At 36.6% G+C, this 16,105-nt stretch carries 16 protein-coding genes and 1 pseudogene; 12 read left to right on the top strand and 5 right to left on the bottom strand.

Annotated elements, in window-relative coordinates; all coding sequences use genetic code 11:
- The first annotated feature begins 285 nt into the window (after positions 1 to 285).
- Positions 286 to 540: a GlsB/YeaQ/YmgE family stress response membrane protein gene (locus tag AC4BHP_RS11070; RefSeq protein WP_066102728.1), complete on the top strand. Its 255-nt coding sequence runs from the start codon at positions 286 to 288 to the stop codon at positions 538 to 540.
- 109 nt (positions 541 to 649) lie between these two features.
- Here AC4BHP_RS11070 and AC4BHP_RS11065 read toward each other — a convergent pair whose 3' ends face one another.
- Complete coding sequence (locus AC4BHP_RS11065) at positions 650 to 1,534, bottom strand: RluA family pseudouridine synthase (RefSeq protein ID WP_490552264.1); 885 nt, start codon at positions 1,532 to 1,534, stop codon at positions 650 to 652.
- A 107-nt stretch (positions 1,535 to 1,641) separates the two neighbouring features.
- Here AC4BHP_RS11065 and AC4BHP_RS11060 point away from each other — a divergent pair, with 107 nt between their 5' ends.
- Positions 1,642 to 2,034, top strand: a complete 393-nt coding sequence (locus AC4BHP_RS11060) for a DUF5365 family protein (protein ID WP_490552262.1) — start codon at positions 1,642 to 1,644, stop codon at positions 2,032 to 2,034.
- 34 nt (positions 2,035 to 2,068) lie between these two features.
- On the opposite strand, the gene AC4BHP_RS11055 is transcribed toward AC4BHP_RS11060, so the two are convergent.
- A complete protein-coding gene (locus AC4BHP_RS11055; protein ID WP_148631162.1) occupies positions 2,069 to 2,533 on the bottom strand; it encodes a thioredoxin family protein in 465 nt (154 codons plus the stop codon).
- Complete coding sequence (locus tag AC4BHP_RS11050) at positions 2,530 to 2,967, bottom strand: disulfide oxidoreductase (RefSeq protein WP_148631160.1); 438 nt, start codon at positions 2,965 to 2,967, stop codon at positions 2,530 to 2,532. Before AC4BHP_RS11050 ends, AC4BHP_RS11055 begins: the two co-directional genes overlap by 4 nt.
- 186 nt (positions 2,968 to 3,153) lie before the next feature.
- On the opposite strand from AC4BHP_RS11050, the gene AC4BHP_RS11045 reads away from it, so the two are divergent.
- The 3 genes from AC4BHP_RS11045 to AC4BHP_RS11035 all read left to right on the top strand — a co-directional run bounded on the left by AC4BHP_RS11045 (position 3,154) and on the right by AC4BHP_RS11035 (position 8,381).
- On the top strand, positions 3,154 to 4,839 hold the full coding sequence (locus AC4BHP_RS11045; RefSeq protein ID WP_490552260.1) for a glycoside hydrolase family 13 protein: 1,686 nt from the start codon (positions 3,154 to 3,156) through the stop codon (positions 4,837 to 4,839).
- A 164-nt stretch (positions 4,840 to 5,003) separates the two neighbouring features.
- Positions 5,004 to 6,548, top strand: coding sequence for a bifunctional GNAT family N-acetyltransferase/carbon-nitrogen hydrolase family protein (locus tag AC4BHP_RS11040; protein WP_140462317.1), 1,545 nt, complete (start codon positions 5,004 to 5,006; stop codon positions 6,546 to 6,548).
- 105 nt (positions 6,549 to 6,653) lie between these two features.
- The gene (locus AC4BHP_RS11035; RefSeq protein WP_490552257.1) at positions 6,654 to 8,381 is read left to right on the top strand and encodes a phospho-sugar mutase; all 1,728 of its coding nucleotides are present in this window, start codon (positions 6,654 to 6,656) and stop codon (positions 8,379 to 8,381) included.
- Between the two features lie 111 nt (positions 8,382 to 8,492).
- Here AC4BHP_RS11035 and AC4BHP_RS11030 read toward each other — a convergent pair whose 3' ends face one another.
- The gene (locus tag AC4BHP_RS11030) at positions 8,493 to 8,744 is read right to left on the bottom strand and encodes a YhdB family protein (protein WP_066102706.1); all 252 of its coding nucleotides are present in this window, start codon (positions 8,742 to 8,744) and stop codon (positions 8,493 to 8,495) included.
- Positions 8,745 to 9,142: 398 nt separating this feature from the next.
- Here AC4BHP_RS11030 and AC4BHP_RS11025 point away from each other — a divergent pair, with 398 nt between their 5' ends.
- Both AC4BHP_RS11025 and corA read left to right on the top strand, forming a co-directional pair.
- Positions 9,143 to 10,555, top strand: coding sequence for a SpoVR family protein (locus AC4BHP_RS11025; protein ID WP_490552254.1), 1,413 nt, complete (start codon positions 9,143 to 9,145; stop codon positions 10,553 to 10,555).
- Positions 10,556 to 11,094: 539 nt separating this feature from the next.
- Complete coding sequence (gene corA / locus AC4BHP_RS11020) at positions 11,095 to 12,036, top strand: magnesium/cobalt transporter CorA (protein WP_066102697.1); 942 nt, start codon at positions 11,095 to 11,097, stop codon at positions 12,034 to 12,036.
- A gap of 191 nt (positions 12,037 to 12,227) precedes the next feature.
- Here corA and AC4BHP_RS11015 read toward each other — a convergent pair whose 3' ends face one another.
- Positions 12,228 to 12,596, bottom strand: a complete 369-nt coding sequence (locus AC4BHP_RS11015; RefSeq protein WP_148631153.1) for a winged helix-turn-helix transcriptional regulator — start codon at positions 12,594 to 12,596, stop codon at positions 12,228 to 12,230.
- Positions 12,597 to 12,866: 270 nt separating this feature from the next.
- Here AC4BHP_RS11015 and AC4BHP_RS11010 point away from each other — a divergent pair, with 270 nt between their 5' ends.
- The 5 genes and pseudogenes from AC4BHP_RS11010 to AC4BHP_RS10990 form a co-directional block, all read left to right on the top strand.
- On the top strand, positions 12,867 to 13,118 hold the full coding sequence (locus tag AC4BHP_RS11010) for a VOC family protein (protein WP_490552250.1): 252 nt from the start codon (positions 12,867 to 12,869) through the stop codon (positions 13,116 to 13,118).
- 190 nt (positions 13,119 to 13,308) lie between these two features.
- On the top strand, positions 13,309 to 13,695 hold the full coding sequence (locus AC4BHP_RS11005; protein ID WP_490552248.1) for a DoxX family protein: 387 nt from the start codon (positions 13,309 to 13,311) through the stop codon (positions 13,693 to 13,695).
- Positions 13,692 to 14,045 carry a DoxX family protein gene (locus AC4BHP_RS11000; protein WP_148631147.1) on the top strand — a complete coding sequence of 118 codons (354 nt, stop codon included), beginning with the start codon at positions 13,692 to 13,694 and terminating at the stop codon, positions 14,043 to 14,045. Before AC4BHP_RS11005 ends, AC4BHP_RS11000 begins: the two co-directional genes overlap by 4 nt.
- 134 nt (positions 14,046 to 14,179) lie before the next feature.
- Positions 14,180 to 15,043, top strand: coding sequence for an SDR family oxidoreductase (locus AC4BHP_RS10995; RefSeq protein WP_148631145.1), 864 nt, complete (start codon positions 14,180 to 14,182; stop codon positions 15,041 to 15,043).
- Positions 15,044 to 15,270: 227 nt separating this feature from the next.
- Positions 15,271 to 15,903: pseudogene (locus tag AC4BHP_RS10990) on the top strand (SpoVR family protein); the annotation flags it as partial.
- Positions 15,904 to 16,105: the final 202 nt, after the last annotated feature.

Genomic DNA, 16,105 nt, shown 5'->3' with positions numbered 1-16,105 from the left:
AGATGTTTATTATAAAAATGAACGGGAATGTATAGAGTATTAACGGCGCCGTTGAATAAAACAAAACAGTCCATAATTGGTCTGAACAAGAAATTATTTGTGAGTAACCACAGATCTTGTTAAGTAAACATCTGAATAAACTTTTTTACAATCAGATTAGGGATAAACTTGAGTCTGTTGGCTACTCTATATATTGAAATATGTTTTGAAGTTATAACGCAATTATCCCTAATCAGGTAACTGACATAGTCAGGCCAATTGAACAAATAAAAGGAGGAAAATAACATGAGTTTTATTATATCATTAATCGTAGGTGGAATTTTAGGTTGGGTTGCAAGTTTAATCGTAGGTAAAGATGTACCAGGTGGTATTATCGGTAACATTATTGCAGGTATTATTGGTTCTTGGTTAGGTACAGCTATTTTTGGAGATATGGGACCAACAGTTGCAGGATATGCAATTATACCGGCATTAATCGGTGCGATTATTTTAATCTTTATCGTAAGCATGATTATGAAAGCTGTAAGAAAAACAGCCTAACTATCAATTGAAAATCTTACTATAGCTTAAAAAGTAAAAGACAAATCCTTTCTGCCATAGGTAGTAAAGGATTTGTCTTTTTTTGCATTATTATTTCGAAGGAAATCTTCTATATAAATGGAATTTCGCTTTCGACCGATAATTCTTCTCCTGTAAGCGGCTGTATAAACTCTAATTTGTATGCATGAAGGGCCTGTCTATTGAGAGAGGCACTTTTTGTTCCTCCGTATAAAGTATCACCAATAAGCGGATGGCCAATAGAGCTCATATGGACTCGTATTTGATGAGTACGGCCAGTTTCCAATTTACAGGCTACAAGAGATTGATTTTTAGATTTAAATCTTTGTAAAACTTTATATTTTGTTACTGCATGTTTACCGGAAGTGGATACTCGCATTCTCCCTGATGTATGCCGGTCTCTGGCAATCGGAGCATTTATGGTACCTTGCTCTTTTTTTACGATTCCCTGAACTAGGGCTGCATAAGTTCTTTTTATTTTCCCTTGACTCAAAGCCTGATCCAGTATCGCTCCTGCATAAGCATGCTTAGCAAAGAGAATGGCACCCGAAGTATCCTTATCTAAGCGATGGATATGGCGAGGCTTAATTTTATTATTATCAATATATGCGGTGACAGCATTCATTAAGGAATGTTTATCATTTTCTGAGATTGGATGTGTATTAAGAAATGGTGGTTTGTTCACGACCATAATATCATCATCCTCATAAAGGATATCTAATTTCATTTTTAATGGTACTAACACATTTAAATCTTCTGCATAAATGGGTATATACATAATAGAAGAAGATTCTATTTTAGTTGACCAGGAAATAACCTCACTATTTAATAAAACGATTTTTTCCATTCGCCATTGATGTAACATTTTCTTTGGTATATGCAGGTGATCTCTTAAAATGATTTCCACTGATTTTCCTATCCAGTCAGGAGGGCAGGTAATTAGAGCATATGGACCTGATTTAATTACGTTTAACATGTAAATACCTCGTTTTTAGTAAAGTTAATTAGTATTATCAATACAATATCATGTGCTATCCTATAAATGCCAACAGAGGAAGATTGAAGAAAGTGAGGGTGATCAATATGAAAATTGTAGAAGGCTCTCTTCATTTACAGGATATAGAAATAGATAAGACTGTAGAGAAATTTTATGTCGAACTGTTCCCAATGTACTTTACTAAAGAACAAATTGATTTGTTCACTTTAAATGAAGTACTGTATGTACCAGGTTCAAATTCTCATATCGGTACGTTAAAAGGTGCCTTTCAAGCATTATCCTGTATGCAAACCTTGATGATCATTCTAGAAAATCGAAGTGAAGATTCCAAGGCTGTTGAATTATTTAATCACAATGCACGACTCTTAAATGAACTTGGTATCTTTTTTCCTTTTGAGCATAAACACTTTTTTAGTGAGGATAGACAGATTGAGCTTCCATTGTACCAAACAAAAGCAGCCAACACCTATTTAATTTAAAGAAACACGCCGAGCAGTGCGCCCGGCGTGTTTCTTATAAATTGTCAAACCACTGTTTAAATTCTTCAGCGGAATGTTCTCCCGAAATACGGCTTGTTTCTTTACCATTTTTATAATGGATAAGAGTCGGTGTTCCTGATCCTTCGATTTCGTCCCAGCCTTGCTCAAACTCCAGCACATTATATTGATAAATATGCTCGTCCATTTCTTCTGCTACGGGCATTAGAATTGGAGTGGTTTTTACACAATGTGGACATTCAGGACTGAAATAATAAACAGTCATTGCTTCTTCTTTTTCAAGCTTTTCATCTAATTCATCCGGTGTAATGATGTTTTGATAAAGTGGATCATCCAACTGATCAACAGTTGCTGGACTTAAATTTTCTTTTCCATATGGATTGTCACTTGACGTTTTTTCTGTTTGCTGTTTATTAGATAAATACGCTATTGCGGCAAAAATTAAAACGACCGCTGCGACGAAAATAATGACTTTCTTCATTTTGTTTCCCCCTTTGTCACTTTAAATATATACAAGCTGCATACAAATATGATGATAAAAGCAATTAATGCAAGCATTGGTATAGTAATGAAGCCAAGCCAGTTAATATAGTCGCCTGTACACGGAATTCGGCCGCATGTAACAGCGCGATCCGTAAAAAACGGTACCTTCTGAATAAGCACGTGATAGGTTGAAATACACGCTCCGATGGCAGATAAAATCATAGTATAAAAAGCAATATGGTAATCCTTTTTCCAGATTGCCAGCACAAGGATTACAGTAAAAGGATACATCGCAATTCGCTGATACCAACATAAAACACATGGCTCATAGCCTTTTATTTCTGAAAAATACAGACTGCCAACCATCGCTATAAAGGCTGCAGCAAATGCCAGAAAAAGGGCGTTGTCACGATTTATAATTTTATGTTGCATGAAAATTCCCCCTTTTCATCATATTTCCTACATTAAAATTATAGTATGTTATCATAATATTGTAAAAAGAAATCGCTTACCAATACATAATTGGGGTATATTGGCTTTAAGGCTCAATATCTAGCGGTAGGGATTAGATTTTTAGTATTCATACCAATGTACACATCGTTAGGAAGGGGCTGAATAATGAAGAAACAGTGGTGGAAAGAAGCAGTTGTTTATCAAATTTACCCACGAAGCTTTATGGATTCCAACGGAGATGGAGTGGGTGATATTCAGGGAATCGTCTCACGCCTGGATTATTTAAAAGAGCTTGGTATAGATGTCGTCTGGCTTTCTCCGGTATATAAGTCACCAAATGATGATAACGGTTACGATATTAGTAATTATCACGATATTATGGATGAGTTTGGAACCATGCAGGATTGGGAAATAATGCTTGAGGAAATGCATAAAAGAGGCATAAGACTTGTGATGGACCTTGTCGTTAATCACTCATCTGATGAACATGCATGGTTTATGGAGTCGAAAAAATCTAAAGACAATCCTTATAGAGATTATTACATATGGCGTCCTAGTAAAGATGGAAAAGAGCCGAATAACTGGGAATCCTTTTTTAGTGGTTCAACTTGGCAATATAATGAAGCAACTGATGATTATTACTTACATTTATTCTCTAAAAAACAGCCGGATCTTAACTGGGAAAATGAAAAGGTTCGTAAAGAAGTATATGATCTCATGAAGTTTTGGCTTGATAAAGGGGTAGATGGATTCCGAATGGATGTAATCAATCTAATTTCCAAAGATCCTTCTCTTCCTGATGGTCCGGTTGTGGAAGGAAAAGATTATGCGTCTGGTGCGGATTATTATATGAACGGCCCTAAAATACATGAGTATTTACAGGAAATGAATAAAGAGGTGCTTTCGCATTACGATGTCATGTCTGTTGGGGAAACCCCTGGTGTAACACCAAATGAAGGTATTTTATATACGGGGGAAGATCGTCATGAGTTAGATATGATTTTTCAATTTGAACATATGGACGTAGATTCCGGTCCATCAGGAAAATGGGACGTTAAGCCCCTGGACTTGGTGAAATTAAAAAAAATCTTATCAAAATGGCAAACAGAACTCCATGGAAAAGGGTGGAATAGCCTTTATTGGAATAATCATGACCAGCCAAGAATCGTTTCCCGTTTTGGAGATGATGGCACATATCGTATAGAATCTGCCAAAATGTTGGGTACATGTTTGCATTTCCTGCAGGGTACTCCTTATATATATCAAGGTGAGGAAATCGGAATGACAAATGTACAATTTCCTGATATTGAGTATTACCGGGATATCGAGAGTATAAATATGTACAATGAAAAAATAGAAAAAGGCATGGAGCCAGAGCAGATCATGAAGGGTATTTTTGCAAAAGGCCGTGACAATGCACGTACCCCAATGCAGTGGGATAACTCTGAGCAAGCTGGTTTTTCAACCGGGAAACCGTGGATTAACGTAAATCCAAACTATGTGGATATAAACGCTAAGAATGCATTAAAGGATTCCGATTCGATTTTCTACTATTATAAGAAGCTAATCGCCCTGCGTAAGGAAATGCGGATTATAGTAGAAGGAAGTTTTGAATTGATTGAAGCAGAACACGAATATGTCTTTGCCTATATGAGACATCTTGATAATCAAACATTGCTTGTGTTAACCAACTTTACAGGTGGGGAACAATCAGTAGCTTGGCCGGATAGTGTAAAAGATTATCCAGGACAAAAGGTAATAAGTAATTACCCTGATCTTACTAAGCAAGAAGCTGCTGCTGAGACAATTTTGAGACCATGGGAAGCTATTGTTTATTTAATAGAAAGATAAAGCACTAATGAGCTGTTAGAGATAAAGCCAACAGCTTTTCTTTATGTGACGGCAGCTGTATCGAGTTTTCTTTCCATTTGGTCTTGGCTATTGTTTAAAAAAACAGATAAATGGGAAAAAACAGAGGATAGAGAGAATGGGTATGAAAAAGGAGTGTCGTGTCCGTGACAGAGGAATTGGATTTAACTAAATATGAACATAAAATGGAAATTAGGCGAATGGAGATCCGCGATATAGATGATATTATGGAGCTTCAAAAGCTTTGTTTTCCCGGGATGGATCCGTGGAAACGCGAGCATTTGGAAAGCCATTTATCCATTTTTCCGGAAGGACAATTTGTAGCAGAATTAAATGATGAAGTGATTGGTTCATGCTCTAGTTTAATCATTAATTTTGATGAATATGATGATCGTCATACTTGGTCTGAAATAACAGATGACGGATATATCACCAACCATAATCCTGATGGTTTAAATCTTTATGGTATAGAAGTTATGGTCCATCCTAAGTATAGAAAAATGAAGGTTGGGCATCGTTTGTATGAGGAACGTAAGGAATTAGCCCGTAAATTAAATCTAAAAAGTATTATTATCGGTGGAAGGATTCCAAACTACCATAAATATGCAGATCAAATGACTGCACGTGAATATGTGGAAGAAGTACGCTTACATAAAATATATGATCCGGTCTTATCCTTCCAATTTCTGAATGAATTTACGCTCACACGTATTAATCAAAACTATTTGGAGGATGACCGAGCATCAGGAAAATATGCAACACTGATGGAATGGAATAATGTAGATTATCGTCCTAAATCTAAACGGTATTATAAAACCGCATATCCTGTAAGAATATGTGTTGTGCAATATATGATGAGAAAGATCAACTCATTCGAGGATTTCGCGAATCAAGTTGAATACTTTGTTGATGTGGCAGCGGATGCAGATTCTGATTTTGTGGTATTTCCAGAAATTTTAACCTCTCAATTGATGTCCTTTTTAGATGAAAAGGTTCCAAGTAAGGCAGTGCGAAAAGTGACAGATTTTACAGAGCAATATATTGAGTTGTTTACAAACTTGGCGGTCCGCTATAATGTAAATATTATTGGCGGTTCCCATTTTGTGAAAGAAGAGGATGATAATATTTATAATATTGCTTATCTCTTTAGGAGAGATGGAACAATCGAGAAGCAATATAAACTCCATATTACACCGAATGAGAAAAAGTGGTGGGGGATTAATGAAGGTGATGAGGTAAATGTATTCGATACAGATTGCGGAAAAATCTCCATGCTGATTTGCTACGATATAGAGTTTCCTGAATTATCCAGGATCGCAACAGATAAAGGAGCAAATATTATTTTCACTCCATTCTGTACAGAAGATCGACAGGGATATTTAAGGGTTAGATACTGTGCTCAGGCACGTGCAGTCGAAAATCAGGTATACACCGTCATATCTGGAACAGTAGGCAATTTGCCGCAAACAGAAAATATGGACATTCAATATGCGCAATCGGCGATCTTTACCCCCTCTGATTTTGAATATCCGCGTGATGGCATTGTGGGAGAAACGAATGCTAATATAGAAATGGTGCTGATTGGAGATGTCGACCTTGAAATTTTGCGACGTCAAAGATTATCCGGGACCGTACGCCAACTAAAGGATCGGAGAAGGGATTTATATGAACTTCATTACAAAAAGTATTGATTGGTAAATATTTCTCTAAATGAAAATATTCAAGAAATATTAAATATTTAGTAAAATAAAGAAGATCTTATTTAGTTAGCAATTTATTTAGGAGGAATAAAATAAATGGATTGGAAAACAACTTTTAATAAATGGAATGATCACTTAACGCTTGAACCAGAGCTTCATGAGAAACTGACTTCTCTTGTGGATGATGAAGTTGCGTTAGAAGATTGTTTCTATAAGAATTTAGAATTCGGTACAGGCGGTATGCGTGGAGAAATTGGTGTAGGAACAAACCGCATGAATGTTTATACAATCCGTAAAGCAACACAAGGCTTTGCATCCTATATTGAGAAATTAGGAGAAGAAGCAAAACAGCGTGGAGTTGTTATTGCTTATGATTCCAGACATAAATCACCTGAGTTTGCGATGGAAGCAGCAAAAACACTGGCAACCAACGGAATTCAAGCTTATGTATTTGATAGCCTTCGTCCAACTCCGGAGCTTTCTTTTGCAGTTCGATACTTACGTGCAATCGGTGGTATTGTAATTACAGCAAGCCATAATCCTCCAGAATATAATGGATATAAAGTGTATAACGAAGATGGTGGACAACTGCCTCCTGCTGATGCAGATGTTCTGATTGAGATGGTTAATGCTATTGAAAATGAACTTGAAATTAAAGTGGAAGAAGAGTCTGTCTTACGTGATAAAGGATTAATTAAAATCATCGGTAAAGAAGTGGACGATGCATACAATGAAAAAGTCCTTACTATTTCTGAACAGCCTAATTTAGCAAAAGAAGTAGATGTAAAAGTCGTTTTCACGCCGCTTCATGGTACAGCTAATCTTTCTGTTCGCCGAGCATTGAAGGATTTAGGTTATGAACATGTAGAAGTTGTAAAAGAACAAGAATTACCTGATCCTGAATTCTCAACTGTAAAATCTCCTAACCCAGAAGAGCATGCTGCATTTGAATTGGCAATCGCTAAAGGCAAAGAAATCGGTGCGGATATTTTAATTGGTACAGATCCAGATGCTGACCGTGTTGGTATTGCTGTTAAGAATGCAGAGGGAGAATATGCGGTTTTAACAGGTAACCAAACAGGTGCGTTATTCTTAGACTATATTCTGTCTCAGAAGAAGGAAAAAGGAACAATGCCTGAAAATGGAATAATGTTCAAAACAATCGTAACATCAGAATTTGGACGTTCCATTGCCTCCAGCTATGGAGTAGAAACAGAAGATGTTCTGACTGGGTTTAAATTTATCGGGGAAAAAATCAAGCAGTATGAAGAGTCTGGAGAGTATTCTTTCCTATTTGGATATGAAGAAAGCTATGGTTCATTAATTAAAGATTTTGCCCGTGATAAAGATGCGGTTCAAGCTGCAGTAATGGCGGTAGAAATTTGTGCCCATTACAAACGCCTTGGAAAAACCTTATATCAGGCATTAGAGGATTTATATGAGAAGCATGGTTATTACTTAGAAGGAATGCGTTCCTTGACTCTAAAAGGAAAAGAAGGAGCTGCTCAAATCCAGCAAATTCTTGCTACATTCCGTAAGGAGCCGCTAGCCTCTCTTGCAGGTGTAAAAGTAGTGGCTGTTGAAGATTATAAAGAAAGCACACGAATGGATTTACTTACGAATGAAGAGGAAGCAATCCATTTACCAAAATCCAATGTTCTTAAATATTTCTTTGAAGATGAGTCTTGGGTTTGTTTAAGACCATCCGGAACTGAGCCTAAAATTAAGTTCTACTTTGCTGTTAAGGATAGCCAAAAACAAGCAAGTGAACAAAAGCTTCAGTCCTTTATGAACGAAATGATGCAAAAAGTATCTGAAATATAAAATACAAAACAGAGAGCTGACTTTTAGTCAGCTCTCTGTTTGTTTACACCCTTAGTTTCGCTGTTTGCATTTAGCCGTATATTTTTCCCACCACAGAAAAAAATAAAGATATTAAAAAGTCTGCATCGCCCATCCTTCTTCCTGATCATAAGGCAGGAATGTTGCATGGTCTATATATTGAAGAAGGGCATTTAGGGTCTTTTCAACGGACGCATTATCCTTAGAGAAATGATAGGCGTGCAGAAAATGTTCAATTTTTTTGGACAAAAAGTGGTCTTTTGTCCTTACCATCAGAAGTAGGAGGTTATCCCATTCTGAACGATGCGTGTAGTACAAAGCACGATCATAATCAACCTTATCCATTTGCTTCACTCTCCTTCTAGTGAGGAGTTAAAATTAGTTTGTTCAAAGTCATCATTTTATCACCCTGTAAAAGTTGGTCAGTTTGTAAATAGTAAAAATGAAACTTTCCATGGCTTAATTGTTAGAGGAACGGTTATCCTAATATCCGTATTTGACGTTTCTATTCTATATTTAATGTACTCAGTGACGAGTATGTGTAAGATATGGGCTAGATTTTAGGGGAGACTATTACATAAAGGCAGTTAAGGAAGTAAGTAAATATAAATCAAGGGCAGGTCGAATAATTATTCTGTTTCTAACCCATTTTTCAGGTTGTTTTTAGACTCATTTGAGGACTTTTATACATGATTTTCCTATCCCTTCATATTAATGAGGTAAGAGAATGAGGGGGTGAATGGGTGAGAGCAGACGAGCAAAAAGACTTGGAGTATGCCATTGATGAAATAACGGAAATCGCTGTTGGATTTGGGCTCGATTTTTACCCAATGAGATATGAGATCTGCCCAAGCGAAATAATATATACTTTTGGAGCATATGGAATGCCAACTCGATATTCTCATTGGAGTTTCGGAAAACAATTTCACAAGATGAAGCTTCAGTATGACGTTGGATTAAGCAAAATTTACGAGCTGGTTATTAATTCTGATCCTTGCTATGCTTTTTTATTAGATTCCAATTCCTTGATTCAAAACAAATTAATTGTGGCTCATGTACTGGCACATTGTGATTTCTTTAAGAATAATGTTCGTTTTAAAAATACGAAGCGAGATATGGTGGAAAGTATGTCTGCCACTGCGGAAAGAGTTAGGCAATACGAGATTGAGCATGGGAAGCTGGAGGTTGAGAAGTTTCTTGATTCGGTCTTGGCGATTGAGGAACATATTGACCCATCGCTTGTTCGTCCACAATTGAATTGGTCCATGGATGAAGAGGAGATAGAGGATGATTCTCCGCAATTTACTACACCGTACGATGATTTATGGAACTTGGAAAGCAAGGAAAAGGGGCAAAAGAAAAAAACAAAGGTCAAGAAATTTCCCCCTCGTCCAGAAAAGGATATTCTTTTATTCATTGAACAGTATAGCCGTAACCTAGAGGATTGGCAGCGAGACATACTGACGATGATGCGTGAAGAGATGCTCTACTTTTGGCCGCAGCTTGAAACTAAAATCATGAACGAAGGCTGGGCGAGTTACTGGCACCAACGCATCCTACGTGAACTTGATTTAACCAGCGGTGAGTCAATCGAATTTGCAAAACTAAATGCAGGAGTGGTGCAGCCGTCAAGAACAGGCATTAATCCATATTACTTAGGCATCAAGATGTTTGAGGATATCGAAGAAAGATATAACAATCCAGACGAAGAGATGAGAAGGCGCGGGGTTAAACCAAATTCAGGTCGTGAGAAAATGTTTGAGGTGCGGGAAATTGAATCAGATATCTCTTTCCTTCGCAATTATCTCACCAAAGATTTGGTCATGCGTGAAGACATGTATCTGTTCCAGAAGAAAGGCCGCGATTACAAAATCGTTGATAAGCAATGGGAAGCGGTACGTGATCAGCTCGTCGGTATGAGGGTAAATGGTGGTTTCCCTTACATTACGGTGAATGACGGAGACTATTTAAAGAATGGGGAACTTTATCTGAAACATTGGTATGAAGATATTGAGCTGGATGTGAAATACCTGGAGAAGGTTTTGCCGCATATGCATTATTTATGGGGGCGTACGGTTCATATTGAAACGGTGTTGGAAGGTAAGGGGATTTTGTTTAGCTATGATGGGAAGAGTGTGAGTCGGAAGTATGTATAAGGAGGAAAGGAGAGCCGAATGGATTGGCTCTCCTTTTCTTGTTATGATAGCATTATTTCAAGTATCAAAAATGAATAAAAAATATAGAAGTTATCAAGATCTCTGGGTTCTATCATGAAGACTTATGATTTGCTTTCATAAGACTCAAGGGCGGTGTATCCGCTTTTTTTGTTCTTCCACAATGGGACAGTTAGTGGAAGAAGGAGTTTGAATAAAGATGTTTAATTTATCCTGTGCAGAGTGTGTTACATGAAAATTTTATTGACGTATTTTGATAATTTATTATAGCTTGATAGTATTCTAAATGTTAGAAAGTATCTTTCCCACGGGGGGCCTTCGTTCTACCCCAGCTACCTCTAGTATTCTAGACCTCAAAGAAAAAGGTCAACCCATTAACTTGGTCAACCTTATAATACGAAGGGCAGGATAGTTGCATAAGGAGTTATAATATATTAGACCAATTCTTTATGTTATTAATAATTTGTATCTGACACAAAGTGGTAGTGTTTAATTTACAAATAAAAGAGGAAGCGATACATATGATTCATACTTTTGCCGTAACAAACGATTTAAAACTAATAACTGATATACCATTAAAACGTTTAGATGATTCTGATATTAAATGGTTTTGGGTAGATTTCGATACACCTAGTGATAGAGAAGCACTCCTTTTACAAACTCATTTTGATTTGCATCCACTTGCAATTGAAGACTGCTTACATTCTCTACAACGTCCAAAACTTGATTATTATGATGGGTATAATTTTTTTGTTCTACACACTTTAAACCAATACTCCCTTGTACCTGAAGAATTAGATATATTTGTCGGACACAATTTTATAGTTACTTTCCATTCATCACCTTTAAGTGAAATAGGAATGGTTCGAAAAAGGGTAATGGAGGATAAAAATACTATTAATAAAGGGGTTCTCCACATTTTTTATTCAATAATGGATAAAATTGTAGATGAGTATTTTCCAAGTATTTATAAATGTGAAGATAAATTGAATGAAATAGAAATGAATAAAACAAATCAAGATTTAATTGAAAATGTTTATGAAATAAGAAACCAGTTACTTAAGTTAAGACGCACAATTTTTCCGATGAGAGAATTGCTGTATAGAATTTTAAATTCGGAGAGAGTGATAGTCCCAAAAGATGATCGAGTCTATTTTATGGATATATACGACCATTTATTGAGACTTTCTGAAATGATCGAGTCTAATCGAGAAATGACGGCAGATATACGAGACAATTATATTTCACTAAATTCAAACCGAATGAACAGAATTATGAAAACACTAACTGTTATGACATCAGTTTTCATTCCCTTAACGTTTATTGCCAGTATATATGGGATGAATTTTAAATATATGCCAGAACTTACCTTGCAATGGGGATATTTTGGAGTGCTGGGAGTTATGGTATCAGTTGGCTCTGTAATGTTGTTATGGTTTTGGCGTAAGGGTTGGTTTAAATGATTAAAAATAAAAAGCCGATGCAAAAAACGGGCACGATTGTTTAAAAAGGTTCACTTTTCCTTATAGAAATAACGGGGGCGTTGATCTAAGAAGAAGGATTAATGCCTTTTATGTTGAATTTCTTATGCAGCTAACGGGGCAGGTTAGTTCAACAAGGATAAGTAAAAAGGAGCTAAAATTTTAGCTCCTTTTTATTTGCTTTGCTCCCTATGGTTTTCTCCGTAAAGCTCATCTAAATGTTTTAAATGTCCTAAGCCCCATTCATGCATTGACATCAATAGTGGCATTAATCCTTTTCCATATTCGGTTATTGAATATTCAACTTTTGGAGGAATTTGTGCGTATATCTTACGGTTTATTATATCGTGATATTCCAATTCCCTTAGTTGAGTAGTCAGCATTTTTTTCGTTATATCTGGAATAAAGCGTTGAAGTTCACTAAAGCGTAGTGTTCCATTAACAATAATATGATAAAGAATAACAGGCTTCCATTTTCCAACAAGAATATCAAGAGCTGTCTCAACTGTTCCAGTTCCATTTCCTTTACATTCGTCAGCCATTTTCCCTACTCCTTTTATGGTATCTTTTTGTATACTATGATACATTAATGTGCCTACTTCCAAAAGTTGGTTCTAGAGATTATTATAACCTTAGTGGTTGATTTAGAACAGAGTATTTATTTCATTGCTAAAAACATGATTTGTAAATAAGTCTGAATTGAGGTGATTACTGATGCTTTTTGATAAATTACTCAAATAAAATAGGAGGTAAAAAAATGAATAACTTTCATAGCAGACCTAATACTTTTGTAAATCACGTTCATTTAAAGGTTGAAAATTTTAAGAGATAAAACAGGGAAGTTAGATATTTCTAAACATAGTCCAATGGATTTAGAAAGCGTCATCGCTGCAGCGAACGGTGAAAGATGGAATAGCATTCCTGAAGGAACAATAATCGGTCATATTCATTTGCATGTATCTAATTTAGATAAAACAAAAGAATTTTATCATGATGGTCTAGGGTTTGATATAGAAATGGATATACCAGACCAAGCAGTATTCTTCTCAAGTGGCAAAATATAGAATGAATGGGTTATTTAATAAAGGAAGAAAAAGGGGAATTCTTTACCGAAGATCCTTCTGGGAATCGAATTCTTTTGTACTGTTAAAAATTGCAATATTCAGACTAGGGGATGAAAATCATGTGCTACATTCCTAGAAGAATTCAGAGAGATTAAATAAACTAAATTAAAAATAGGGAGAGATAATTACAATGAAGTGGACAGTTCGAATATTACAAGGATTATTAGCAGTAGGTTTCTTATTATTTGGGTTTATGAAGGTTAGTGCAAACCCTATGCAAGTACAGGCATTTACCAATGTTTATGGCTACGGTACTGGTTTCATGTATGTAGTAGGAGCTATTGAAATCATATCAGCGATTGGTTTGCTGATTGGGTATTGGAAGAACAGTTTAGTTCCTGTTTTCAGCGGTATATTAACGATCACTATGGCTGGGGCAGTATTCACACATTTAAATAGTGGTCAAGGGTTTGGAGTTACTTTGACACCGTTTATTTTGTTGGTTTTAGCAGTAGTAGTGTTTTTTAGTCAGCGAAAAATGATAAACAAGAACAGTTTAGAAGGGCTTAAATTATGAATATTGCGTTATGGGTTGTTCAAATTATTTTAGGATTAGCATTTATTATGTTTGGGGCTATGAAAGCATTTCAATATGAGAAAGCTAAAGCAAGTTTGCCTTGGGTAAAAGATTCTTCAAAAGGATTGGTCACATTTATAGGAATGGCGGAACTGCTAGGAGGACTGGGGTTAATTTTACCTTATGTCACCGGAATCGCACCTATATTAACACCAATTGCTGCTCTTGGACTTGGATTAGTCATGATTTTGGCTGCTGGGTTACACGTTAAGAGGAAAGAAAATCAGGCAATTAGCATGAATATCATTTTTTTAGTCCCTGCCATATTCGTAGCAATCGGACGTTTGTAGGAGGAGTAAATAAATATGTTTCTTGCAATGGGCAAGGGAGAAGAAAACAAGGAACCAGTAGTCATCAATGAAACGTATGAATTTGGTGAAATGTGTAATTTGTGTGTTAAATTTTAGAACTGGAGAGGAACTATATGAAAATATTAGTTACAGGAGCAACAGGGAAATTAGGTTCAAAGGTTGTAGAATCATTATTGAAATCTATACCTGCAAGTGAACTGGCAGTAAGTGTTCGAAACCCTGAGAAAGCAGAAGGACTTCGTGATAGTGGAGTAGAAGTTCGTTATGGCGATTTTGACCATCGAGAAACATTGGAAAATGCTTTTAGAGGGATTGACCGCTTATTAATTATTTCTGCGGATGGAGACAATGAAACAAGAATTCGTCAGCATACTAATGCCGTCCAAGCAGCTGAGCGTGCAGGAGTAAAATTTATTGCTTACACAAGTTTAGCAAATGCAACCGATAGTAAAATATTGATTGCCCCTCCTCATGTTGCGACAGAAGCAGCCATCATTAAAACGGGTATCTCATATTCTTTCTTACGAAACAATTGGTATTTGGAAAATGAACTGGGAAGCATTCAAGGTGCTATTGCAGGAGCCCCATGGATAACTTCTTCAGGAGAAGGTAAAGTAGGCTGGGCACTGCAACAAGATTATGCAGATGCAGCGGCAGCAGTTCTCGTAGGAAACGGTCATGAAAATACAGTGTATGAACTTTCAGGTCCTCTATTAACTCAAGAAGAATTGGCATCTTCTCTTGGTAATGTATTGGGTAAAGCAGTACCTGTACAACAAGTTAGTGATGAAAAATATGCAGAGATCATGAAAGGCTTAGGTGTACCTGATTTAATGATTCCGTTTGTAGCAGGGATTCAAGCTAGCATTCGGAACGGTTCGCTGGAAGTTGCAAGCAATGATTTTGAAAAAGTTCTTAGTCGTCCAGTTACTCCGATTAACGAAGCTCTGAACCAAATTGTTAATACAATATCATAAACAAAATAAAATCCTGAAAAAACCGACATAAAAGTCGGTTTTTTTTCAGGATTTATGCACTTGTAATATATACATATGTATAGTTTTTTTAAATCGTAATTGAGAAGAATTTATTATCCCTTATTCAACTAACTGGGGCGTTAACGGAATAATGAAGCTTAAAAGTAGCCTCTTTTTAGCAATACTGTTTATGAATAGCGCCATTAATAAAAGATCCTTAGGAGAAGGAAGGCTGGGCAAGCTATTGGCACCAACGAATCCTCCGCGAACTTGATTTAACGAGCGGGGAATCAATCGAATTTGCAAAACTTAATGCAGGTGTGGTGCAGCCGTCAAGAACAGGTATTAACCCTTATTACTTAGGCATCAAAATGTTTGAGGATATTGAAGAGCGGTATAACAACCCAGACGAAGAGATGAAAAGGCGCGGGGTTAAACCAAATTCAGGTCGTGAAAAAATGTTTGAAGTGCGGGAAATCGAATCGGATATCTCCTTCCTCCGCAATTACCTCACAAAGGATTTGGTCATGCGCGAGGATATGTATCTGTTCCAGAAAAAAGGGCGCGATTACAAAATTGTCGATAAGCAATGGGAAGCAGTACGCGATCAGCTCGTCGGCATGCGGGTCAATGGGGGGTTCCCGTATATTACGGTGAATGACGGGGACTATTTAAAAAATGGGGAACTTTACCTGAAGCATTGGTTTGAGGATATTGAGCTGGATGTAAAATACCTGGAGAAGGTTTTGCCGCATATGCATTATTTATGGGGGCGTACGGTTCATATTGAAACGGTGTTGGAAGGTAAGGGGATTTTGTTTAGCTATGATGGGAAGAGTGTGAGTCGGAAGTATGTATGAGTAATGTGAAGAAGCCAATCAGGGATTGGCTTCTTTTATTTGAGAAGTGTTACTTTTTGAATATAAGGTCGTGCTCGATAATTGAAGAACGGGAATATAATTTGGTTACCAATTTTCTAAATTCCTCTGTCCACAAACAAATGGAAGCAATAGCAGAAGATCAAGATTGTCAAATGGACGGTATCTTTTTATGCTGCTAAGG

The sequence above is a fragment of the Pradoshia sp. Z4_20 genome, assembly GCF_058216035.1.
Note: the sequence above shows the minus strand (reverse complement) of the source record. Positions and strands in the feature narration are given on the sequence as shown.